Source organism: Paractinoplanes atraurantiacus (assembly GCF_900215205.1).
GTDB classification, from domain to species: Bacteria; Actinomycetota; Actinomycetes; order Mycobacteriales; family Micromonosporaceae; genus Actinoplanes; species Actinoplanes atraurantiacus.
This window is the reverse complement of sequence record NZ_OBDY01000019.1, coordinates 168,762-190,541: the sequence shown is the minus strand read 5'-3', so window position 1 is coordinate 190,541 and position 21,780 is coordinate 168,762. Positions and strand designations below refer to the sequence as shown.

The window sequence follows — 21,780 nt, the reverse complement described above, 5'->3', positions numbered from 1 at the left end:
GCCGGGAGCCGGGAGCCGGGAGCCGGGAGCCGGGAGCCGGGAGCCGGGAGCCGGGAGCCGGGAGCCGGGAGCCGGGAGCCGGGAGCCGGGAGCCGTTTCACGTGAAACAGCTGCTTCCCCTACACAGGAGTCGCCAGGCGGCCCACGGTCGCCGGCCACGCGCGCGCCGAGGGGCCTGCTGTAGCGACGAATAGCAGAGCCGAAACCTGTATACGGCCCCTCCCGGAGCAGAGGGACGTTTGATCGTCTGCGGCGCCCGTCCTGCCGAGAGTGCGTCTTTCGGTCGTTTCGGCAACGGCGCTAAGCGGAGCCAGCTGCGCTAGCCGCGTAGCGAGACCGTCCTCTTGTTTGTCTGTGCCTGGGCCAGCAGCCCATCCCCTCGGAGGGCTGAGCCGACCAGGAGGTGTGGCGGGATTCTCGAACGAGGCCTTTCCGCGGCGGCGTCTTCGCGCGTCCGGCACTCGGCTCGAACTCCCGCGCGAGCCGTCCTCCCCGAGATTCCGGCATGGCGGATCCAGTCCGTGCGGTTCCGCCATCCGACTGCACCCCTAGCCCGGCAAGGCCCTCGTCGCGGCTCACGTGATCGACCGGACTGCGGGCGCACGAGATCCCTGGAGGCCCTCAAGAAGAGCTCCCAGTGCGCCATGGCAACGTCGCTCGGAGGTTGGTCGTCTATCAGCGGGACGCGACCCATCTCGGCCTACTAGGCCGCACGATGGATCCGGGATCCAGGACGAAGGCTTACCTGCCAGCCGGGCCGAACCGATCGTAGCCGTGCCGAACTCAGGCCCGACTGCATATCTCATGGCCACACTGCGACGTGGACTACCCACCCCAAGCTGCCGAGCCTTTGGCTCACATCCGCTCGCTGTCGTGGTTGTGGCAGGCGCCGCCGCAGCTGTGCGGGCCGCGTGCCACTGCTGTCAGCCGACAGATGGTTGTGGTCCTTGGCGTGCCTTCTTGGTCAGCCGCCGTTGCAGGACTCGGTCAACAGAGGCTGAGACAACGCCTTGGACCTATGTCGCCTGGACTGGTTGCGCATTGGGTTGATGCCCAGACTCCAGTAGTCGCCAACGGAGACGATTTCTGACCTCGGAGCGGGCACGAGTGTTTGTCCGCGGTCGTGAGAACGAGTCGGGCTCCAACATCGATCCGATGCCGAGGCCCGCATGACCATGTCAGGTTCAGCCGGCTTCGACGGCAGTGCCGGGAGCCGCCTTACCGGCCGCATGCATGGTTGATCGCGGCCATACTGAGCGCCCCAATGTCACCCGCGTGTCTAAGGATGAGCCCGTCTCCGAGATCATGACTATCGAGTCAGTTGTCGGAGCCCGTGTCGGAAACGATTGGCTGCTCGTCGTCGACCTAGCTCGCTGGAGCTCTAACCAGATGTGTCTCTGAACGTCGCCACTCCGAGCAGATCAGAAAAGCCGAGCCACAACCTCACAGGAGAGGCTGCAGAGTCAGACCGAGCCGGTGATCCATTGCAGACCGCGTTCAAGACCTATCCGATGCCTCGCCTCGATCACGGCGCTAGCCGGGCTACGAGGACAGCAGTAGAAGAGCATGATGGCGGCTGCATCCCGATTCTCCGGCGGACTCGCCCCAGTACCTTCGACAGGCCGGCCGACACAAGCGACGCTGCGGCCCTAGGCAGGGCCTCGAGTTCTCTCCCCCGGCCTTCGGTCCCTCGGCGCCGCAGCCCGCGTCCTCGCTCCTGTCTCTCGGTTCCGAAGCTTGCGTTCTCGCCTCCGGCTGCTCGACTCTCGGCCCCTCACTCTCCATCCAGGTCCCCTCGGCTTGCGAGCCAGCCCGCCGTTCCGGCTCACGCTTGTCCCTCAACCCACCATCCCGTCCGGCCGCAGACGCCGGCTCCCCCTTCCCTCGGCGGTTACCGGCTTAGGCCTGCACGCCCCTCGGGCTCTGCTCTAGGCCCGCCTCGCGCTCCCGGTTTCGGTCCACGCCAAGCTGGGGTCGAGGGTCCCACCTGAGGAGTCAGGAGCAGCGAAGGCAGAGCGGGCCATCCAAGCCAAGCATCGGATGAACTGAGAGACGGAGAGATGGCCGCAGCGAAAGCAGCCACCGACGGGATGGCGTCCTCGCACAGGCGTGACTCGACGGTTTGCCTCGAGGAGGGCCCTGGCGTCGGCGGTGAGAACCGAAGGCGACTATCCGCGGCGATCCCGGCCTTGCCCTGAAACTGAGTCACTAATACCGCGGATTGCTTCGAGCCTCCGTGACCACGACGCGAGGGCAGCTCGCGTTACCGATCCGGAGCTAGAGACCTCAAGAGGTCCCAAGACTGGACCTTGACGCGGTGACCACCCTCAACCGAGAGCGCGTCTCGCCGACCCAGCTGCTGACGGAACGCGACAGCCATAAGGCGTCTCCTCCGACCGCGTCTCCGAGTTATCCACACCCTGTGCGTAACTCCTGTTGAAAAGCTGCGCGCTCCGTTTCACGTGAAACGCGGCCGATGTGCTGCGCGCTCTCCACCGAAGTATCCACAGGGCCTTCATGCCTTCTACGTCGCGTTTCACGTGAAACGGGAGAGCCTGTGGATAACTTCTGTGGATAACTTTTACCGTGCCGTGCCACCCACAGACCGTGACGGCGATCTACGTCAAGGAGGGCGACGAACGCTGTCCACAGGGCGTGAAAATTGACCCGGGACAGTGGCTCTGGCCTCGGCTAAGGTTCCCTCGTGCCCGACAACACCGTCCCACTGCCCGGCTTCACGCGCTGGCCGTCGTTCCCTTTTGAGGGCGACATGCGGGTCAAGCCCCTGGCCGCTCCGGTCGAGGTGGAGCCCCCGCGCGCCGGCGAGGACGCAGCCGACTGCGTCGCCTGCAATACGCCCGACGACGCGTACATCTGGGTCAGTGAACGTTGGCGCGTACGGGCCATGGACCGTCCCACCGGCCTCCCCGTCGTCGTGATTCTGGAGTGCCGATCGCATCTTGATCTCGGCGACCTCCCGAACCTCCTGTCGGCCGAGCTCGGCGTCATGACCGTCCGTCTGGAGCGCGCCATCCGCTCCCTCGACGGCGTCGCCCGCGTGCACGTCAACCGGTGGGGTGACGGCTCCGCTCACCTGCACATGTGGTTCCTCGCGCGCCCCCAGGGCCGCCTCCAACTGCGCGGCACCTTCCTCTCGCTCTGGGACGACATCCTCCCCGTCATCCCCGAGCACGAGTGGCACGAAAACCTCGCCCTCGTAGCCGCCTGGCTCGCCGAGTTCGGCGGCAAGGCCATCGCCGAGCCCGCGCACATCAAGTGGGAATCCCCCTCCACGATCAACCTCTCCCCCAACGGCGATCACCCCGCAGACGAGTCGATGTCGAGCCGCGACGAGAACGCCCGTGACACCGTCGATCTCCACGCCAGCGATTCCCCCACCGGCGTCCTCTACAGCGATTCCCCCGGCGGGGACCTCTCCAGCGACGCCCCCACCAACGATCTCGCCGAGCCGCGCCCCACGACCTTGGGCGACGTCGAGTCCCAGCCCTCCACGGAGCCTCCGACGATCCCGACCCAAACCCCTCGTCTGGGTCAGGCACAGACTCCCTCTCCCTCTTGATTTGATGTACGGGACGACAGTCGGCCCTTTGAGGACACTCACAGGGCCGCGGCCCGAAGTTATCCACAGGCCAGCATTTACTTCCGCGCCGCCAGCCGACTTGTGCCAGGCTTGAGCTGTCAGGAACCGAGGGAGCCAGTCGGCCAAGCGCCGCGACGATTCCTGACGAGCATCCCGACGCCGCCGGCAGCCAAGCCGCTGCCCACCCAACGAAGACGCCGTCCCGAAGCCTCTGCCACTAGCTAGCGCAGAGTCCTAATCGGGCAGCCACGCTTGCGCTTGATAAGGCAGGTTCGGGCGTACGAGTACCCGCGTCGCCTGCCGAGCCATCGAGCGCCCGCTTCCTGCCGCCGATTCGAGGCTGCGCACGAAGTTGTGCCTGCGCTTCCAGCAGCGCCATATCAGCGCGCGCGGCGGAAGCACGCCGGGAGTGACCGACACCGAGCTCGTGGGAGACACGCACATGCCACCAGCCACTCTGAAGGCCGCCGAGTATCCCAAGAGCCCGCAGCAGCGCTCGCCGCCCTAGGCAACACCGGCGGCGGGCAACGCGCCCGCCGGCGCAGCCCGTCGCAAGCGCCCGGCGCAGCCCGTCGCAAGCGCCCCGCCCAGCCCGTCGCAAGCGCCCCGCCCAGCCCGTCGTAGGCGACCGGCCTAGCCCGTCGCAGGCGAGACCCGCCCAGCCCGTCGCAGGCGAGACCCGCCCAGCCGTGCAGTTCCTCGTGCGCCGCGCCCACCGACTAAAGCAGCGGCTCAGCCAGAAGACTGCCGCGCGGTGGCCGCCGCCCGGCGCTGGCGTCCTCGACGCTGGGGCCCCGATGCAGGCGGTCTCGGTGTAAGCAGATTCGTCGCTGGCGGCCGCGATGCAAGTGGCCCCGACGCTGGCGTCCGGAGCAATGGCCGAGAAGCGGGCTCCGGCCAGCCGTGTAAGGGACTTGGGCGTTGCGGCCAGGGTTGGTTACGGCTAGGCCGGTTTCTAGGCGGCGCGGGCTACGGCTCGCTCTACCAAAGTGGACAGGATGCGGCCCAAGTCCTGGCCGGCGGCCTGGACTGCCAGCGGGAGCAAGGACGTCTCTGTCATGCCCGGGGAGACGTTGATGCCCAGGACCTGAGGTGCTCCCTCGTCGGGGACGATCAGGTCTACGCGGGAGAGGTCTCTCAAGCCCAGCGCCTTGTGGGCCGCCAGCGCCGTCTCGGCCACCTGGGCGGCCACCGACGGGGACAGGCGGGCCGGGGCGTGCCATGTTGTCAGGCCGGCCGTGTAGCGGGCCGCGTAGTCGTACACGCCGTCGCGGGGGACGATCTCGACCGTGGGGAGGGCCTCGGGGCCTGAGCCCAGGTCGATGATGGAGACCGCCACGTCTTTTCCTGGCACGAACTTTTCCACCAGGGCTGTCGAGTCGTATGCGAAGCAGCCCACCATCGCTGCCGGCAGGGCCGTGTCCTCGCGTACCACCGCTGCGCCCAGGCCTGAACCGCCCTGGGCCGGCTTTACCATCAGCGGGAGGCCCAGACGGTCGACGATGCGGTCCAGGACCGCCACCGCGCCCAGCTCCGAGAAACGGTCGTGTGGCAGCGCCACCCAGTCGGGGGTGGGGATGCCGGCCTCGCGGAGCATCGACTTGGCCGACGGCTTGTCCCAGGCCAGGCGGGAGGCCCGGGCGTCGCAACCCACGTACGGGATGCCGCACAGGTCCAGGACGCCGCGCAGGCTGCCGTCCTCGCCTGTCGCGCCGTGCAGGGCGATCACCACCGCGTCCGGCGGGTCTTCCTGCAGGGACGGCAGCAGTGTCACGTCGGCGTCGCGCATCTCGGCCTGGATGCCGGCCGCGCGCAAGGCGTCGACGGCGCGGCGGCCGGAGCGCAGGGAGACGTCCCTCTCGTAGGAGAGGCCGCCGGCCAGGACCATCACGCGCACATCGTCACCCGTAACCATGGAAGAGATCATGCCAAGTCGGGGCCGGGGGCGTCCGCGGCGGCCGTGCCCCGGCGGCGGTGCGTCTGCGCGGCGGCGGGGCCGAAGACGGCGCGCATCGCCAGCTCCTGCTCCATGACGCCGGACAGGCGGCGGATGCCCTCGCGGAGGCGCTCGGGCGACGAGAACGAGAAGTTGAGCCTCATGTTGCTGCGGCCCGTGCCGTCGGCGAAGAAGCCTGTCCCCGGCACATAAGCCACCCTCGCCGCGATCGCCCGCGGCATCATCGCCTTGGAGTCAAGGCCCTCGGGCAAGGTCGCCCACACGAACAGGCCGCCCGTCGGGTGGGTCCACGTCGTGCCGGCCGGCATCAGGTCGCGCAACGCGTCCAGCAGGGCGTCGCGGCGCTCGCGGTAGATCTCGCGGTAGACCTTGATCTGCTCGCGCCACGGCATCGTCGACAGATACTGCGTCACCGCGCCCTGCGCGAACGCGCTCGGGCACAGCACATTCGCTTCGCTCATCATGACGAGCTTTTCCCGTACGGCGTGTGGCGCCAGGATCCAGCCGACGCGCAGACCGGGGGCGAACGTCTTGGAGAACGTGCTCACGTAGAACACGCCCTCACGACGGCGGGCCCGCAACGGCCGCGGGGCGTCACCCTCGAAGGACAACATGCCGTACGGGTCGTCCTCCACCACCAGCAGGCCGGCGCGCTCGCAGATGTCGAGCACCTGCTCGCGCCGCTCGTCGGTCAGCGTCATGCCGCCCGGGTTTTGGAACGTGGGGATCGTGTAGAGGAATTTCGCCTTGCGGCCCGAGCGCTCGACCTCGGCGATCGCCTCCTCGAGGGCGGCCGGGATGAGGCCCTCGTCGTCCATCGGCACGTGTTTCACCTGTGCCTGGGCGGCCTGGAAGACGCCGAGTGCGCCGACATAGCTCGGCCCCTCGGCGAGGACCACGTCGCCCGGGTCCAGGAAGAGGCGGGCGAGCAGGTCGATCGCCTGCTGGCCGCCGACGGTGACCACGACGTCGTCGGGGGACGCGCCGCTGATGCCGGACAGGGCCATGACCTCGCAGATGCGCTCGCGCAGCTCGATCGTGCCCTGGCCGATGCCGTACTGAAGGCTGCTCGCGCCCTGCTCGGCGGCGAGCTTGTTGAGCATCTCGCCCACGGCGTCGAGCGGCAGGGCGGCGATGTAGGGCGAGCCGCCGGCGAGCGACACGACCTCGGGACGACTGGCCACGGCGAAGAGTGCGCGAATCTCCGACGTCGTCATGCCACGCACTCGGCGCGCGTAGCGATCGGTGTAGTCGTCCTGGGTTGTGCCGGTCATGCGGCTCTCACCTCGCTCTGGGAGACAGAGTTCCGATGGTAGTCGGGCACGCCACTTCGAGCCCTCGGTTAACCGGCCAGGGTGCCCAACTGGTCCCGTTCATGGGCATTGCGGCGTAGGATCCCCATCGGGGTACGGAGTTCAAGGGGGACGACTGTGTCACGACGCCTGGTCAACCTCACTTTGGACACACTCGAGGATCTTCCGCGGCCATGCCGGCAGTGCGTTTTCTGGGAGCTTGACCCGGTTTCGGCGGAGCGCGCGTGCGCGTCCGGTGACCCCGGGCTCGAGAAGGAAGCGTGGGTTTCGCAGACTCTGCTGGAGTGGGGTTCCTGCGGCAAGCTGGCCTACGTCGACGGCATGCCGGCCGGTTTTGTGATGTACGCCCCACCGGCGTACGTCCCCCGGTCGATGGCCTTTCCGACCTCGCCGGTGAGCGCCGACGCCGCCCTGCTGATGACCTCGCACGTGGTCGCCGCGTTCGCCGGCGGCGGGCTGGGGCGCATGCTCGTGCAGGGCGTGGCCCGTGATCTCACCAAGCGCGGGGTGAAGGCGATCGAGGCCTTCGGCGACGCGAAGTTCGGTGAGGCCGACGACGAGACGCAGACCGGCTGTGTGGCTCCGGTCGACTTCTTCCTCTCGGTGGGCTTCAAGACCGTGCGGCCTCATCCGCGCTACCCGCGGCTGCGGCTCGAGCTGCGGACCGCGCTGTCGTGGAAGTCCGACGTCGAATACGCGCTGGAGAAACTGCTCGGCTCGATGAGCCCCGAGACCTTGCTGCGGCCGGTCCGCCCGGCCACAGCCACCCGTACAGTCGAGAATTAAGCCCTGTTCGAGAGGGCCATGCGCAGCTGGCGCACGTCGATCGAGCCGGTCGGCACGTCGCGCTCGACCGGGAAGTACATGCGCTGGACGGCGGCCAGGATCGCCTCGACGATCTGCTCGCGGAACAGCGGGTTGACCAGGCGGTCGCGATCGGCCGGCGAGGTCAGATAACCGAGATCCACACGTACGGCGGGCATGCGCGTCAGGCGCAGCAGCTCCCACGTCTTGGCGTGGATGTGGCAGTCGCGCATCCCGGTCCGCACGACGATCTCGCGCTGGACCAGGTTGGCCAGCCGCTCCCCCACGGTCGAGCTCAGGCCGCTGCCGGTGCCGTAGTGGTAGGCGGCGACGCCGTCGGCCGCCTCGTTGTCGTGACCGTCGAGGTGCAGCGAGATCAGCAGGTCGGCGCCGAGGCTGTTGGCCAGGGCGGCCCGGTCGGCGCCGCTCATCGGCTCGGTGGGGTGCGGGCCGCGGGTGAGGTGGACCCGCATGCCGGCCGCGGCGAGCCGGCCCTCGAGGCGGGCGGCCAGGTCGAAGACGAGGTCGGCCTCGGTCCAGCGCAGCGGGCCGTCGGGAACGACCACACCGGTGTCGTCACCGCCGCCGTGGCCCGGGTCGATCACGATGGTCTTGCCGACCAGGTTGGTGCCGGCCTGGCGGAACGCCTCGGCCTCGCGCAGCCACTGCGGTCGGCCGCCGACGACCTTGCGGCCGAGCCGGCGCAGCGCCTTGAGGGTCTGCGGGCCGCAGGAGCCGTCCGGGGTGAGACCCACCTCACGCTGGAACTGGGCCACCGCCCGGGCCGTGCGGGCGCCGTAGATCGAGTCGGCCCGGCCGGCGTCGAAGCCCATCTCGAGCATCCGCTCCTGCAGGGTGCGCACATCCTCGCCGACCAGCGCGTCGGGCACCGAGTGGAACAGGGTGCGCGCGCCGAGCCGCCAGCGGGACGCGTCGAGCGCGCCCCACGTCTCGTCGCCCACCAGGCCGTCGACGCCGAGGCCGCGGTTCTGCTGAAAGGCCCGCACCGCCTCGTCCATCTCGTCGTCGAACACATCCGACGCCGTGGTGAGCAGGTCCAGCCCGACCAGGATCGATCGGATCTCGGCAACGGCCGGGCCGCTGTCTCCACGCCGGATGGAACGCACGCGCGACTCCCTAGTACGAAGAACGACTCAGAGGAGAGTACCCCTGGCACGCCCGTGCCCCGCGTCCACGAGGGACGCGGGGCACGGGTCAATCACTCAGAGGGCCGATTCGATGAAGTTGACCAGGGCGCTCTTGGGCTTGGCGCCGGTGACCGAGTTCACGGCCTCGCCGCCCTTGAAGATGGTCAGCGTCGGCACCGACATCACGCGGTAGGCCCGGGTGGTCTCCGGGTTCTCGTCGATGTTGATGCTGACGATCTCGACCTTGTCGCCCATCTCCTTGGCGATCTCGTTCAGCAGCGGGTCGACCTTCTTGCAGGGCGCGCACCACTCCGCCCAGAAGTCGACCAGCACCGGCTTGTCGGACTGCAGCACGTCGCTCACAAAAGTGGCGTCGCTGATCGCCTTACCTGCTCCCACTAGACCCTCCCGGTCTTACAGCTCTACGAATGACGCGATGAAGCGCTCGGCGTCCAGCGCCGCGGCACAGCCCGTGCCGGAGGCCGTGATGGCCTGACGGTAGGTGTGGTCGACGAGGTCGCCGGCCGCGAAGACGCCCTGGATGTTGGTCCGGGTCGACGGGGAGTCGACCTTGACGTAGCCCTCGTCGTCGAGCTCGACCTGGCCCTTGAACAGCTCGCTGCGCGGGTCGTGGCCGATCGCCACGAAGACGCCGGTCACGTCGAGGACCTTGGTCTCGCCGGTCTCGGTGTTCTTCAGGCGGACGCCGTTGACCTTGCCGTCCTCGCCGAGGATCTCCTCGACCTGGGAGTTCCACTCGACCTTGATCTTCGGGTTGTTCAGGGCGCGGAGCTGCATGACCTTGCTGGCCCGGAACGAGTCGCGGCGGTGCACGATCGTCACCGTCTCGGCGAACCGGGTGAGGAAGGTCGCCTCCTCCATCGCGGAGTCGCCGCCGCCGACCACCACGATGTTGTGGTTGCGGAAGAAGAAGCCGTCACAGGTGGCACACGACGAGACGCCGTGGCCGAGCAGCTCCTGCTCGCCGGGGACGCCCAGCGGGCGCCAGGCCGAACCGGTGGAAAGGATGACAGCGCGGGCGAAGTATTCCTTCTCGCCCACCCAGACCGTCTTGAGCCCCTCGGTGCCGGCCTCGGTCGGCTTGTCGGTCAGCTCGACGCGGGTGACGTCGTCGGTGATGAACTCGGCGCCGAACTTCTCGGCCTGGGCGCGCATGTTGTCCATGAGCTCGGGGCCCATGATGCCCTCGCGGAAGCCGGGGAAGTTCTCCACCTCGGTGGTGGTCATGAGCGCACCACCGGACTGCACACCCTCGATGACCAGCGGCTTGAGGTTGGCGCGAGCCGCGTAGAGCGCCGCGGTGTAGCCGGAGGGCCCCGAACCGATGATGATCAGATTACGGACCTCGTCCACTGCCGACTCCTCAGTCTGCTCAACGCCCACGGGAAATGCCCGCTCGGCGACACTGCACGCTAGAACGCCATGCTAGGCACACACCATTCCCGCGTGCCGGTCGTGTTCGACCTCACCCGGGGCTGATCAGCGTACCGGGACCCGGGCCAGGGTGTCGGCGCCACCGGCGGGCGTGCCGCAGGCCGGCCCGCTGGCCCAGGCCCACACGCCGTTGGCGGCGGTGAAGCGCACCACCACGGCCGGCGAGCCGTCGAAGCGGGCGTAGTCGACCGACTCGACGTCGATCGGGCCGCCCGCGTTGGCCTGCTGGATGAGGTCGAGACACTCCTGGAGGGCCTCGGGAGGCATCAATCGGGACAACTCGGGCAGGGTGGTGTCAGTGGCGGCACGGTCGCCGTTCTTCTGGGCGGAGAAGGTCTCGCCCGGCTCCGAGGCCGCGCTCAGCGGCTGGGAGGGCGCCACCGCGAGGGTGGCCTCGGTGTAGTCGGTGCCGGAGGAGAGAGTGGGCGGGGTCGCCCGTGACTGCTCGGCCGAACCGGCGGCGCTCGAGTTGGCCGCGGTGTCCGAGGCGTTGTCACGGCCGGCCAGATAATCGAGGCCGAAACCCACGAAGGCGACAACCCCGGCGGCGATGGCGATCGGGGTCACCCAGCGCCGCTGCTTCCTTGTTTTCTGTACGGGGCCGGCGTCGTGCACCACCTCGAGGCGCGGCGGGGCGGTGAACGCCTCGTCCAGCCGGGCTGCCAGGTCGGACGGCATCGGCTCGGGCGCCAGGCGGCCCAACTCGGCGCCGACCATGGCCATCCGGCCGCCCAGGGTCTCGTACGCCGCCCGCCACCGCGCGTCGTCGGCGATCAGGGTGGCCACCACGGACTCGTCCGGCGTGCCCTCGAGGGCCCCGCCGATGTAGTCCGCCAGCAGGTCGATGTCGACCCCGCTGAACTCCGCCGCCCCGGTCACCTCTGGTCCCTCCGATCCGCCGCCGGTCCCGATGGGACGGAAGAAGACGCCTCCTGGTTCCCCTCGGTGGGGTGAGCGACGTCTCCCAGCGCGAGTGCCATCTTCGCTCGCCCGCGGGCGCACCGGCTCTTGATCGTGCCGACCGCCACCCCGAGGATCTCGGCCGCCTCGGCCACCGGGTAGCCCTGCACGTCGACCAGGACGATGGCCGCCCGCTGGTCGACCGGCAGGGCGGCGAGCGCCTCACGGACGAGCAGCGCGGTCTCATGGTCTTGAACGGGGGCGGCCGGCTCCACACCGGACGGCCTGTCCTCGGAGCGGCTGCCGTCGGGCAGGGGCACGGTCGGGTGGGCCTGGCGGCGGCGGATCCGGTCGAGGCAGGCGTTCACCACGATGCGGTGCAGCCAGGTCGTGACCGCCGAGTCGCCGCGGAACCGGGCCGCGTTGCGGTGGGCCGAGAGCAGTGCGTCCTGCACCGCGTCGGCCGCCTCCTCGCGGTCGCCGATCGTGCGCACGGCGACCGCCCACAGCCGGTCGCGATGACGGCGCACGAGCTCGCCGAACGCCTGCTTGTCACCCTCGACATGGGCGCGCAGCAGGTCGGCGTCGCTCGTCGCGGTCGCGCCGTCCCCGGAAGTCACGCGTGCAATCTAACCGGATCGGTCGAGACCGCGGGAGCCGCTCAGTACCCGTACACCTCGATCTTGTTGACACTGATCTTGTAACCGCTGCCGTCGTCGGCCTTGGGCAGCTTGGTCAGGAAGACCAGAACGTACTGGTATTTGCTGTTCGGGTCGAACGGCGAGAAGACCTCGCGCGTGCCGTCGGTCGTGGTGTCGCCGTCGCCGAGACGCTTGTACGTGCTCATGATCTTGCCGTCGCCCTCGGACGTGTCGCCCGGGTCGCTCGTGCCGGCGCGGATGTCCATCGTGACGCCCGGCTGCGACATCTCGACCTCGATCTCGGACAACGAGCGGGGCTGGCCGAGGTTGATCAGGACGCCCATGCCCGGCTTGCGGTTGCCGAAGTTGGCCTGCTTGAACCGCTGAGTCTCCCAGGCCGTCTCGGGGTCGTTGTCCACCGTGTATTTCGCCTGGCCGGTGTCCTCACGGTCGCCGTCCGGCGGGTCGACGATGCGCACCATGTCGCCGGTGAGCGCGATCTTCTTGGGCTGGGGGGCCGGGGTCTGCTCGTCGCCGGTCGATCCGGTGGCGGCGCCGGCGCCGGCCTGGGTGGTGGTCGTCGGATCGGGGTCGTTCGACGAGGTGATGGCACGGATGCCGAAGACCAGGCCGACCACCGCGATGACCACCAGCGCGGCCACCCCGAGGAAGATCTTGGGGGTGCTGCGGGTGGGCTCGGTCGTCGTGTTCTGCGCGAAGCGCAGGGGGCCGACATCCTCGTACTCGTCCTCGGACGCGTCGAGGCGGGCCAGCTCGGCGGTGAGCGCGTCGGCCTCGGGAGCGGCGACGCGGCGGTCGAGCAGGTCCATCGTCAGGTCGTCGAGGTAGGCCGGGACGCCGGCACGGAGCTGGCGGGGCGCGGCCGGGTTGCCACTGGCGTCGCGGTTGGCGTCGGGCAGCGTGGACTCGCGCACCTCGGTGCGCGGCCAGTGGCCGGTGAGCGCGAAATAGAGGATGCCGCCGACCGCGCGGATGTCGCCCTCGACGTCGTCGGCCGAGTCGGCCCGCGCGTCGGCCAGGACCACCCGGCCGTCGTCGCCGATCAGAACGGTGCCGGGGTGCACGTTGCCGTGGACCATGCCGGTGGCGTGCACGGCCGTCAGCGCGTCGGCGATCGCGTGGGCGATGGTCGTGGCGCGGCCCGGGTCGAGCGGGCCGTCGGAAGCGACCAGCTCGCGCAGCGACTCGCCGTCGACCCACTCACGAACCACGTAGGACCGGGTGCCCTCGTCGATCGCGTCGTAGACGCCGACCAGGCTGGGGTGTATGACACGGCTCGCGTCCACCGCGGCCTGCAACATCTCGGAAGCGGAGTCGCCGCCGGGGTAGCGCAGCACGACCGCGACCGGGCGCCGGAGGATGACGTCGATACCGCGCCAGACCTGACGGCCGGCGCTGTCGTTGTTGACGTGCTCCTCGAGGCGGTAGCGCTCGGCCAGGACCTCTCCGGCAGCGGGAGCACCAAAGGTCATGACCGGCCCGTCCGCATCGGCCGCGGTCTCATGGCCTTCGCCGACCTGGGTCACCCGTCCTCCTCAGTGCTCCACGCACGGGACCGTGCTGGGTGCGAGTGGTCGTTCAGAACAGCGGCGTGCGTAAGAGCACATGCCGACACCGACCATACCCGCCCGGGGCCACGCCGCGGCAGGTCGTCCCCCCGGCGCGGCAGCGCGAAATGCCCGGCTTTGTAGATGATCGTCGACGACGTTCGGTGGAAAACCCGCAGCTCAGAACCGTACGGACTCAACGGCCGATCTTGCGGCGAACCATGCCGACGACCTGATTGACCTCGGCGACGCGCAACATCGTTGCCGCACCGAGATAGGCCACCAGGATCACCGCGCCACCCACCGCGAGCTGGATCAACGCCTCGCCGCGGCCCGACGGCGCGCCGGCGCCGGGCAGGAAACGCACCACGAGCAGACCCAGGGCGGCGGCGATGGCGGCCGCGACGACGATCTTCATCAGGCCGGCCGCGAGCGAGCCGAGATTGAGGCGGCCGATCCGGCGGCGGAGGACGGCGAGCGAGATCAGAGCCGAGACCGCGTACGAGATGCCGTTGCCGGCCGTCATGCCGGCTGCCGAGAGCGAGCTGCTGAGGACCGCCGCCAGCACGATGTAGGCACCGATGCGGACCGCGACGACCGGCAGGTTGATCAGGGCGGCCGTCTTGTTGCCCTGCAGAGAATAGAAGGTGTACGTGCAGAGCTGGCTGATCGAGAACGGCAGCACCGCGAAGGCCGCCACCACGAGAACGGTTCCGGTGGCCAGCGCGTCGCTGTTGCGGAAGGCGCCGCCCTGGAACAGGGTGACCGAGATCGGTGCGCCCAGGACGCCGTAGATGACCGCGATCGGCGCCAGCGCCGTGACCACGAGCCGGATGGCCCGGCTCAGGTCGGCGCTCACCTCCGCGTAACGGCCGTCGGCCGCGGCCGCGCTCATCTTGGGCAGCAGGGCGGTCATCACCGAGACGCCGATGATGCCGTGGGCCATGGTGAGCAGCAGGAAGACGTTGTTGAAGGCGAGCACGCTGGCGCTGTCCTTGCCGGCGACCCGGTTCAGGATGCGGACCACGACGAAGACGGCGACCTGGTTGGCCGCGACGTAGCAGAGCATCCAGCCGGCCAGCCGGCCGATCTCGCCCAGGCCCAGCGACCGGGGGGCCCAGCGCCACTTCCAGCTGAAACCGACCTTGCGCAGGGCCGGCAGCAGGCCGAGGGCCTGCACCACCATGCCGAGCAGCATGCCGCCGCCGATCACGGTGATCCGCGCGGGCGTCATGTCCTCGGGCTTCAGGCCCTCCGCCGTACCGAAAACGCCGATGAAGACGCCGCAGGCGGCGATCACGACGATGTTGTTGAGGATGGGGGCCCAGGTCGGCGCCGCGAAGTGCCCGCGCACGTTCAGGACGGCGGCGATCAGACCGGACAGGCCGGTGAAGAAGATGATCGGCAGGATCAGGTACGCGAAGTGGGTGACCAGATCCTTGTAGGCCTGCGGATTGTCGGCGCTCGACTGGATCGCGGTGATGAGCGGCGCCGCCACCACCACGATCGCGGTGGCGATGCCCAGGGACACGATCGCGAAGGTCAGCAGCTTGCGGGTGAACTCGAGCCCGCCGTCCGGATCTTCCTTGCGGCGCCGCACCAGCAACGGGATGAGGACGCTGGAAAGGATGCCGCCGAGCAGCAGCTCGTAGATCTGGCCGGGCAGGAACTGCGCGCTGGTGAACGCGTCACCGATGCCCGCGCCGAGGGTGATGCCGATCAGCGCGTTGCGGACGAAGCCGATGATGCGGCTGACGAAGCTGCCGATCGCCATCATCGCGCTGTGCGCGGTGGTGTTGCCGATGTCGTCGCTGGGCAGCGCCTCGCCGCCGGTGGCGGCCGCGCCGGGCAGCTGCTCCTCGACCGAGATGATCGTGACGCCGTCCTCCGGGCGCACCGGTTCGCCGTCCGGCGCCGCGTGCGCGCTGCGGTACAGGCCGCTGTTCACCTGTTTCTCCCGACCGTCGTACAACACGTACGTACCTTAAAGCTGCCGGGCGAGAAGGGTGCCGGGCATGGCGCCGGCCAGCGTCTCGACCATCCAGCACGCCTCGGCCGGCACCAGCGGTTCGCTCAGCGCGTCCAACACGGTCGGATGATCGCAGCCGGCCTCGGTCAGCGCGGCCAGCAGGGCCGGAATGCGCTGAAGATCACCGGTGTCCAGAATCGCCCGGGCGAGTTGCCAGGTGTCGGCGTACCACTGCTGATGGGGCACGAGCCGCAGGTGCTCGCCGGCCCGGCGTACACAATCGGCCAATGACTCCGCCGGAAAGCGCGACCCACCGCGGACCTCGCGGAAAGCGAAGTCCGGCTCGGTGATCGCGGTGATCGTGGCCTCGTCGAGGACCTGGGGCGACTCGGCGGGCGGGGAAGGCCACCAGTCGTCGCTCGCGAACAGCGGCAGAGGGGTCTGCTCGGGACCGTGGGGCACGGCGGGCGCCACCTCGCGGCGCAGCGAGCGGTAGGCGGCCTGGCGTGTCGCGGTGGCGGCGGGATCGTCATCAGGGGCGAACGGCGACAGAAGGGCCACGACCAGGCCCGGATGGGGCAGCGTGGGGTCCTCCCAGGCGATCACCCGGGCGCAGAGGTCGAGCTCGGGCCAGCGCAGCGCGGCCGGGAAAGGGCCGTCGGCGGGCGCCCAGCCGAGCTGGACGGGCTCGCTGGAGGCGGGAACGCGCAGGCCGAGGGTGCGCTCGCCGGTGGCGAGATCGAGGTCGAGCACGAGCGCGTAACCGCCGGTGACCGGCAGGGTCACCCGGAGTTCGCGCTGGTCGGCGTCGTCGGTGGTCGCGCTCTCGCCCGTCCAGAACCGGGGGTCCAAGGCCAGGCGGCGGAGCGCCTCGGAAACGGGCACCGACCCATCCTGCCCGCTGTCACCCCTCTCCGCGAATCCGGATACCCTGGTAACCCCATGTCTGTTCTCAATTCCGCCCAGCAGAACGCGGTCGCCGAGTTGCTCCGCGTGTCCCCCCTCGCGGATGAGCTGGGGCGCCGCTTCGGCGCCGCCGGCCACGAGCTGCATCTCGTCGGCGGATCGGTGCGGGACGCCCTTCTCGGCCGTCTCGGTGACGATCTCGACTTCTGCACCGACGCGCGCCCCGAGCAGACCCTGGCGGTGGTGCAGGGCTGGGCCGACGCGATCTGGGAGACCGGGCGCGAGTTCGGCACGATCGGCATCCAGAAGGACGGCCTGCGGCTCGAGATCACGACCTTCCGGGCCGAGGCGTACGACGGGGTCACCCGCAATCCGGTCGTCGAGTACGGCACGTCGCTGCTCGACGATCTCGAACGGCGTGACTTCACGATCAACGCGATGGCGGTGTCGCTGCCGGGGCATGAGTTCACCGATCCGTACGGTGGCCTGGACGATCTCGCGGCTAAGGTGATCCGTACGCCCGCCGCCCCTACCCTGTCTTTCGGCGATGATCCACTTCGGATGCTGCGCGCGGCGCGATTCGCCGCCAAGCTGCAGTTCACTGTAGACAAATCGGTCATCGACGCCATGACGGAAATGTGCGCTGATCTCGATCGAATCACTGCGGAGCGGATTCGGGACGAATTCACCAAGCTCATGTGTGGAGCCGACCCCATCGCGGGGCTCCGGCTCCTCGTGGACACGGGCCTGGCCGACCGGTTCATTCCGGAGATCTCCGGACTCAAGCTGGAGATCGACGAACACGCCCAGCACAAGGACGTATACGAGCACACCCTGATCGTCGTCATGAACGCCATGCGGCTCGAAGGCGACGAGGGCCCCGACTTCGTCCTGCGGATGGCCGCGCTCATGCACGACGTCGGCAAGCCGGCCACCAAGGCGGTCGGCCGCGACGGCCGGGTCAGCTTCCACCACCACGAGGTGGTCGGCGCCCGCCTGACCAAGCAGCGCATGAAGGCCATGAAATACCCCAAGGACGTCACTTCCGACGTGGTCGAGCTGGTCGGTCTTCACCTGCGTTTCTATGGGTACGGCCGCGGCGAGTGGACCGATTCGGCGGTGCGCCGCTACGTGACCGACGCCGGTCCGCTGCTCGAGCGCCTGCACAAGCTCACCCGCTCCGACGTGACCACCCGCAACCGGCGCAAGGCGGCCAACCTGGCCGCCGACTACGACGCGCTCGAGGAACGGATCGCCCGTATCGCGGCCGAGGAGGACCTGGCCCGGGTCCGCCCCGACCTCGACGGCAACGCGATCATGGAGCTGCTCGGCGTGCCGCCCGGCCCGATCGTGGGCCAGGCCTGGCGCCACCTCAAGGAGCTCCGCCTCGACAACGGCCCGCTGACGCGGGACGAGGCCGAGGCCGAGCTCTACAAGTGGGCCCGCGACAACGGGCACCTTTCCGGCTAGGGAAGGCCGACGCTGACCGTGCGGTACCGGAAGTCGCGGGGCAGCGTCATCACCTCGACGACCGTGCCGTTCGCGTCGTAGAGGGTCGCGAGCTTGTCGGTGAGGCCGAGGATCTGCCCGTTCGGCAGGAACCGCGCGTTCGGAGCCGGGATCTGCTTGATGATCTTCCCGGTCGCCGTGTCGGCGATCCGCCGCCCGGTCCCGCCCAGCTCGGCCGCCTCCAGCAGGACCCGGCGGCCGTCCGGCGACCAGGCGTTCCCGCTGACCGGCACGCCGGGCACGGGCATCGTCCGTACCTGCTTGCCGGTCGTGACGTCGTAGACCGCGACCGCGCTGACCTTGTCGGCCGCCTCCTCCGACTGCGTGACCGTCAGGTCCCGCCGGGCGACGGCGATGCTCTTGCCGTCCGGCAGCCACGTGAAGAAGCAGTTGTCGGGGCAGACCGCTATCGCGTCGGCCACGGAGTGCCGGCTCATCCGGCCGGTGGCCGCGTCGATCACGGTGTAGCCGTTGAGCGTCGACACGAGCAGGCGGGTGCCGTCCGGCGACCACTGCGGGTCGAGCATGTAGGCGATCTGGACCCACTTCAGGCCGCCGTCGGCGCGGATGAGGCCGAGGCCGCCGCCGCCGTTGCTGACGACACCGCGGTTCTTCGCCGGGGCGCCCCACACCGTGTAGTAGTCGTCCTCCAGCGCCACGTAACGCCCGGTCGCCCGGTCGAGAACCACGTTGCCCGTCTGGGGCGTACGGCCGGCGGGTGTGTCCCGTCCGACGTCGGTCCTGGTCACCGCGGTCACGATGGCGCCACCGGGCAGCTTCATCGGAGCCTTCGCCCAGTTCTGCGGCGCGGCGGTCCGGCGGATCGCAGTCGCGGACTGGGTCGGGGTCGGGCTCACCGGCGCGGGCTGCGCTTCCTGCTTCTTCACGATGACGTACGGGGTCACAGCCAGCGCCATCACGGCGAGCGCCACCCCCGCCTGGCGGCGCCGGCGGATCCCGCGGCCCTTCCGCCGTGCCGCGCCGGCCAGGTCCAGCGGCATCGGAGCGCTCGCGGCCAGGTCGTCCAGGGTGGCGCGCACGCCTTCCTCCAGGTTCATCGCGAGGCCTCCATCCGCCACGTGCCATTGCCGATCTTGTCCCGCAGCTTGGCCAGCGCCCGGGAGGCCTGACTGGCCACCGTTCCGGGCCGGCAGCCCAGCACCTCGGCCGTCTCGTCGACCGTGCGGTCCTCGAGATAGCGCAGGACGAGCACCGCCCGCTGCCGTGCGGGCAGACTCATCAAGGCCTCGCGGAGCGCCACCCGCTCGGCCACGTCGTGCTCGGCGCCCGGCCGGTCCGGCACCTCGGCCATCGGCACCTCACGGCCGTGCCCGGCCCGGCGCCAGCCGGAGACCCGGTCGTTGTAGATGATCCGCCGTACGTACGCCTCCGCGTCCCCGTGAATCCGCGGCCAGCGGGCGTACGCCTTCGCGAGCGCCCCCTGCACCAGGTCTTCCGCGGCGCGGCCATCCCCCGTCAGCGCGTGCGCGATCCGGAGCAGCACCTGCCCCCGCTCCGCGACGAACGCGTTGAATTCCGCCTCCAGCGACTGCTGCACTCGCCACCTCCGCTGTGTAAGACGCCGAGCGGCGGGAAAGGCTTGCATGGATTTCTCAACTTGTCGTACCCCCGGCGCAGAATGGGCCCATGTACGTCATCGACTCACCGATCGGGCCGCTGGGCGTCGTGGTCGAGGGCGACACGGTCGTCAACGTCCGCTTCGCGGCGCGGCCGGGCCCGTCCGGCGACCATCCGGCCCTGTCCGAGCTGAAGTCCTACTTCGCGGGCGAGCTGACCGACTTCACCGTGCCCTTCGAGCTGCGCGGCGGCTCCGACTTCGAGCGAGCCGTGTGGGCTCAGATCGCCGCCATCCCGTACGGCGAGATGATCACGTACGGCGCCATCGCCACCGCTCTGGGCGACCCGGGCGCGGCCCGCGCCGTCGGCACGGCCTGCAACCACAACCCGATCCCGGTCATCGTCCCGTGCCACCGAGTCGTCGGCGCCGGCAACAAGATGGTCGGCTTCGGCGGCGGCATAGATCGAAAGCGCAAGCTCCTGGAGTTGGAGGCCAGAGTCGCCCTGGCCCGCGCCTGGGGCTGAGACGCCAAAGGCCGGCCCGCACATGCGGGCCGGCCTTTCAGATCGCTGGTGGTGCTGGTCAGCGCTCGATGTCGCCGCGGATGAAGGCCTCGACGGCCTCCTTGGCGTCGTGGTCGTTGTACTGGACCGGCGGGGACTTCATGAAGTAGGACGAGGCCGAGAGGATCGGGCCGCCGATGCCGCGGTCCTTGGCGATCTTCGCGGCGCGGACGGCGTCGATGATGACACCGGCCGAGTTCGGGGAGTCCCACACCTCGAGCTTGAGCTCGGCGTTGAGCGGGGTGTCGCCGAACGAGCGGCCCTCGAGGCGGATGTACGCCCACTTGCGGTCGTCGAGCCACGGCACGTGGTCCGACGGGCCGATGTGCACGTCGCTCTTGACCATCTCGTGCGGGATCTGGCTGGTCACCGACTGGGTCTTCGAGATCTTCTTCGAGACCAGGCGGTTGCGCTCCAGCATGTTCATGAAGTCCATGTTGCCGCCGAAGTTGAGCTGGTACGTGCGCAGCAGCTCGACACCGCGGTCCTCGAACAGCTTGGCCAGGGCGCGGTGCACGATCGTGGCACCGACCTGGCTCTTGATGTCGTCGCCGACGATCGGCAGGCCGGCGTCGGTGAACTTCTGCGCCCACTCCGGGTTCGAGGCGATGAAGACCGGCAGCGCGTTGACGAAGGCGCAGCCGGCGTCGATCGCGGCCTGGGCGTAGAACTTGTCGGCCTGCTCGGAACCCACCGGCAGGTAGGAGACGACCACGTCGACCTGCGCGTCCTTCAGCACCTGGACGACGTCGACGGCCTCGACCGAGGACTCCTCGATGATCTCGCGGTAGTACGTGCCGAGACCGTCGAAGGTCGGTCCACGCTGGACGCTGACGCCGGTCGGCGGCACGTCGGTCAGCTTGATGGTGTTGTTCTCACTGGCGTTGATCGCGTCGGAGAGGTCCATGCCGACCTTCTTGGCGTCCACATCGAACGCCGCGACGAACTCCACGTCGGAAACGTGGTAGTCGCCGAAGGTCACGTGCATGAGACCCGGAACGCGGTCGTTGGGGTCGGCGTTCTTGTAGTACTCCACGCCCTGCACGAGGGACGAGGCGCAGTTACCTACACCGACGATGGCGACGCGGACGGAGCCCATCGCGTTTGCCTCCTTGTTCATCACGGCCGGTCCTGATGCGGACGCGGTTTTTCTGGGGGTGCATCCCCGCCGACGGGCTCTGGTGACTGCTCAGCGGTGGGGATGTCGAAGGACCCGGCGGAGGCCGCCGGGGCTCGGCCGGAGCGCTCATTGGTGATGAGCTCCTCCAGCCAGCGGACCTCGCGCTCGCAGGCGTCGAGTCCGTGTCGTTGCAGTTCGAGGGTGTACGCGTCGAGCCGGCCGGCGGCACGGGAGAGCACGTCGCGCAGGCCTTCCCGGCGCTCCTCGATCCGGCGGCGGCGACCCTCGAGGATCCGCAGCCGGGTCGCGCGATCGGTCCGCGAGAAGAAGGCGAAGTGAACACCGAAACCGGCGTCGTCGTACGTCTCGGGGCCCGCCTGCGCCAGCAGGTCGGCGAACCGCTCCTTGCCGTCGGCAGTGATCTTGTAAACAACGCGGCCCCGTTTGCTGGTCATCGGGGGGATCATCGACGGATCGGATGCCGATTCCGTGATGAAGCCGGCTGTTTTCAGGCGCTTGAGCGTCGGGTAGAGCGTGCCGTAGCTGATCGCGGCGCGGATCGTGCCCAGCTTGGTGGCGAGCTCCTTGCGGAGCTCGTATCCGTGCATCGGGGTCTCCTGGAGGAGGCCGAGAATCGCCAGTTCCAACATCGGCCGCCCCCTCCCTGTGCCTCGATGTATCGGCCCGATACATCGCTACCGTAGATCCGTCGGCAAAACTGTGCAAGCTGTTCACGAGTGAGCCACC

Annotated in this window: 18 protein-coding genes; 4 read left to right on the top strand and 14 right to left on the bottom strand. The window is 69.4% G+C overall.

Annotated features, from left to right (window positions below; translation table 11 throughout):
- Positions 1-2,704: 2,704 nt before the first annotated feature.
- On the top strand, positions 2,705-3,580 hold the full coding sequence (locus CRP55_RS33580) for a hypothetical protein (RefSeq protein WP_245923545.1): 876 nt from the start codon (positions 2,705-2,707) through the stop codon (positions 3,578-3,580).
- 976 nt (positions 3,581-4,556) lie between these two features.
- Here CRP55_RS33580 and CRP55_RS33575 read toward each other — a convergent pair.
- Together CRP55_RS33575 and CRP55_RS33570 are read right to left on the bottom strand one after the other, a co-directional pair.
- Positions 4,557-5,516 carry a D-alanine--D-alanine ligase family protein gene (locus CRP55_RS33575; RefSeq protein WP_245923544.1) on the bottom strand — a complete coding sequence of 320 codons (960 nt, stop codon included), beginning with the start codon at positions 5,514-5,516 and terminating at the stop codon, positions 4,557-4,559.
- A gap of 8 nt (positions 5,517-5,524) precedes the next feature.
- The gene (locus tag CRP55_RS33570) at positions 5,525-6,832 is read right to left on the bottom strand and encodes an aminotransferase-like domain-containing protein (RefSeq protein WP_097325479.1); all 1,308 of its coding nucleotides are present in this window, start codon (positions 6,830-6,832) and stop codon (positions 5,525-5,527) included.
- Positions 6,833-6,988: 156 nt separating this feature from the next.
- Here CRP55_RS33570 and CRP55_RS33565 point away from each other — a divergent pair, with 156 nt between their 5' ends.
- Positions 6,989-7,657: a GNAT family N-acetyltransferase gene (locus CRP55_RS33565; protein WP_097325477.1), complete on the top strand. Its 669-nt coding sequence runs from the start codon at positions 6,989-6,991 to the stop codon at positions 7,655-7,657.
- Here CRP55_RS33565 and CRP55_RS33560 read toward each other — a convergent pair.
- The 8 genes from CRP55_RS33560 to CRP55_RS33525 all read right to left on the bottom strand — a co-directional run bounded on the left by CRP55_RS33560 (position 7,654) and on the right by CRP55_RS33525 (position 16,241).
- Positions 7,654-8,802, bottom strand: a complete 1,149-nt coding sequence (locus CRP55_RS33560) for an N-acetylmuramoyl-L-alanine amidase (protein ID WP_097325476.1) — start codon at positions 8,800-8,802, stop codon at positions 7,654-7,656. The genes CRP55_RS33565 and CRP55_RS33560 overlap by 4 nt on opposite strands.
- A gap of 96 nt (positions 8,803-8,898) precedes the next feature.
- Positions 8,899-9,222, bottom strand: coding sequence for a thioredoxin (gene trxA / locus CRP55_RS33555; protein WP_097325475.1), 324 nt, complete (start codon positions 9,220-9,222; stop codon positions 8,899-8,901).
- A gap of 15 nt (positions 9,223-9,237) precedes the next feature.
- Positions 9,238-10,197 carry a thioredoxin-disulfide reductase gene (gene trxB, locus CRP55_RS33550; RefSeq protein ID WP_097325473.1) on the bottom strand — a complete coding sequence of 320 codons (960 nt, stop codon included), beginning with the start codon at positions 10,195-10,197 and terminating at the stop codon, positions 9,238-9,240.
- A 126-nt stretch (positions 10,198-10,323) separates the two neighbouring features.
- The gene (locus CRP55_RS33545) at positions 10,324-11,157 is read right to left on the bottom strand and encodes an RsmA family anti-sigma factor (protein ID WP_097325471.1); all 834 of its coding nucleotides are present in this window, start codon (positions 11,155-11,157) and stop codon (positions 10,324-10,326) included.
- A complete protein-coding gene (gene sigM / locus CRP55_RS33540; RefSeq protein ID WP_245923543.1) occupies positions 11,154-11,798 on the bottom strand; it encodes an RNA polymerase sigma factor SigM in 645 nt (214 codons plus the stop codon). The genes CRP55_RS33545 and sigM overlap by 4 nt, the downstream gene beginning before the upstream one ends.
- 41 nt (positions 11,799-11,839) lie before the next feature.
- Positions 11,840-13,366 (bottom strand): protein kinase family protein, encoded by a 1,527-nt coding sequence (locus tag CRP55_RS33535; RefSeq protein ID WP_097325467.1) that lies wholly within the window; start codon positions 13,364-13,366, stop codon positions 11,840-11,842.
- A 217-nt stretch (positions 13,367-13,583) separates the two neighbouring features.
- Entirely contained in the window at positions 13,584-15,335 is a 1,752-nt protein-coding gene (murJ, locus tag CRP55_RS33530; protein WP_097325514.1) for a murein biosynthesis integral membrane protein MurJ, read from the bottom strand.
- 36 nt (positions 15,336-15,371) lie between these two features.
- Positions 15,372-16,241 (bottom strand): hypothetical protein, encoded by an 870-nt coding sequence (locus CRP55_RS33525; RefSeq protein ID WP_179855439.1) that lies wholly within the window; start codon positions 16,239-16,241, stop codon positions 15,372-15,374.
- 57 nt (positions 16,242-16,298) lie between these two features.
- Here CRP55_RS33525 and CRP55_RS33520 point away from each other — a divergent pair, with 57 nt between their 5' ends.
- Positions 16,299-17,732 (top strand): CCA tRNA nucleotidyltransferase, encoded by a 1,434-nt coding sequence (locus tag CRP55_RS33520; RefSeq protein ID WP_097325465.1) that lies wholly within the window; start codon positions 16,299-16,301, stop codon positions 17,730-17,732.
- Here CRP55_RS33520 and CRP55_RS33515 read toward each other — a convergent pair.
- Positions 17,729-18,829 (bottom strand): TolB family protein, encoded by a 1,101-nt coding sequence (locus CRP55_RS33515; protein ID WP_097325463.1) that lies wholly within the window; start codon positions 18,827-18,829, stop codon positions 17,729-17,731. The genes CRP55_RS33520 and CRP55_RS33515 overlap by 4 nt on opposite strands.
- Positions 18,826-19,329, bottom strand: coding sequence for a SigE family RNA polymerase sigma factor (locus tag CRP55_RS33510; protein ID WP_097325462.1), 504 nt, complete (start codon positions 19,327-19,329; stop codon positions 18,826-18,828). Before CRP55_RS33510 ends, CRP55_RS33515 begins: the two co-directional genes overlap by 4 nt.
- A gap of 89 nt (positions 19,330-19,418) precedes the next feature.
- On the opposite strand from CRP55_RS33510, the gene CRP55_RS33505 reads away from it, so the two are divergent.
- On the top strand, positions 19,419-19,874 hold the full coding sequence (locus CRP55_RS33505) for a methylated-DNA--[protein]-cysteine S-methyltransferase (RefSeq protein ID WP_097325460.1): 456 nt from the start codon (positions 19,419-19,421) through the stop codon (positions 19,872-19,874).
- A gap of 58 nt (positions 19,875-19,932) precedes the next feature.
- Here CRP55_RS33505 and CRP55_RS33500 read toward each other — a convergent pair whose 3' ends face one another.
- Complete coding sequence (locus CRP55_RS33500) at positions 19,933-21,012, bottom strand: inositol-3-phosphate synthase (RefSeq protein WP_097325458.1); 1,080 nt, start codon at positions 21,010-21,012, stop codon at positions 19,933-19,935.
- A gap of 20 nt (positions 21,013-21,032) precedes the next feature.
- Entirely contained in the window at positions 21,033-21,683 is a 651-nt protein-coding gene (locus CRP55_RS33495; RefSeq protein ID WP_097325457.1) for a PadR family transcriptional regulator, read from the bottom strand.
- Positions 21,684-21,780: the final 97 nt, after the last annotated feature.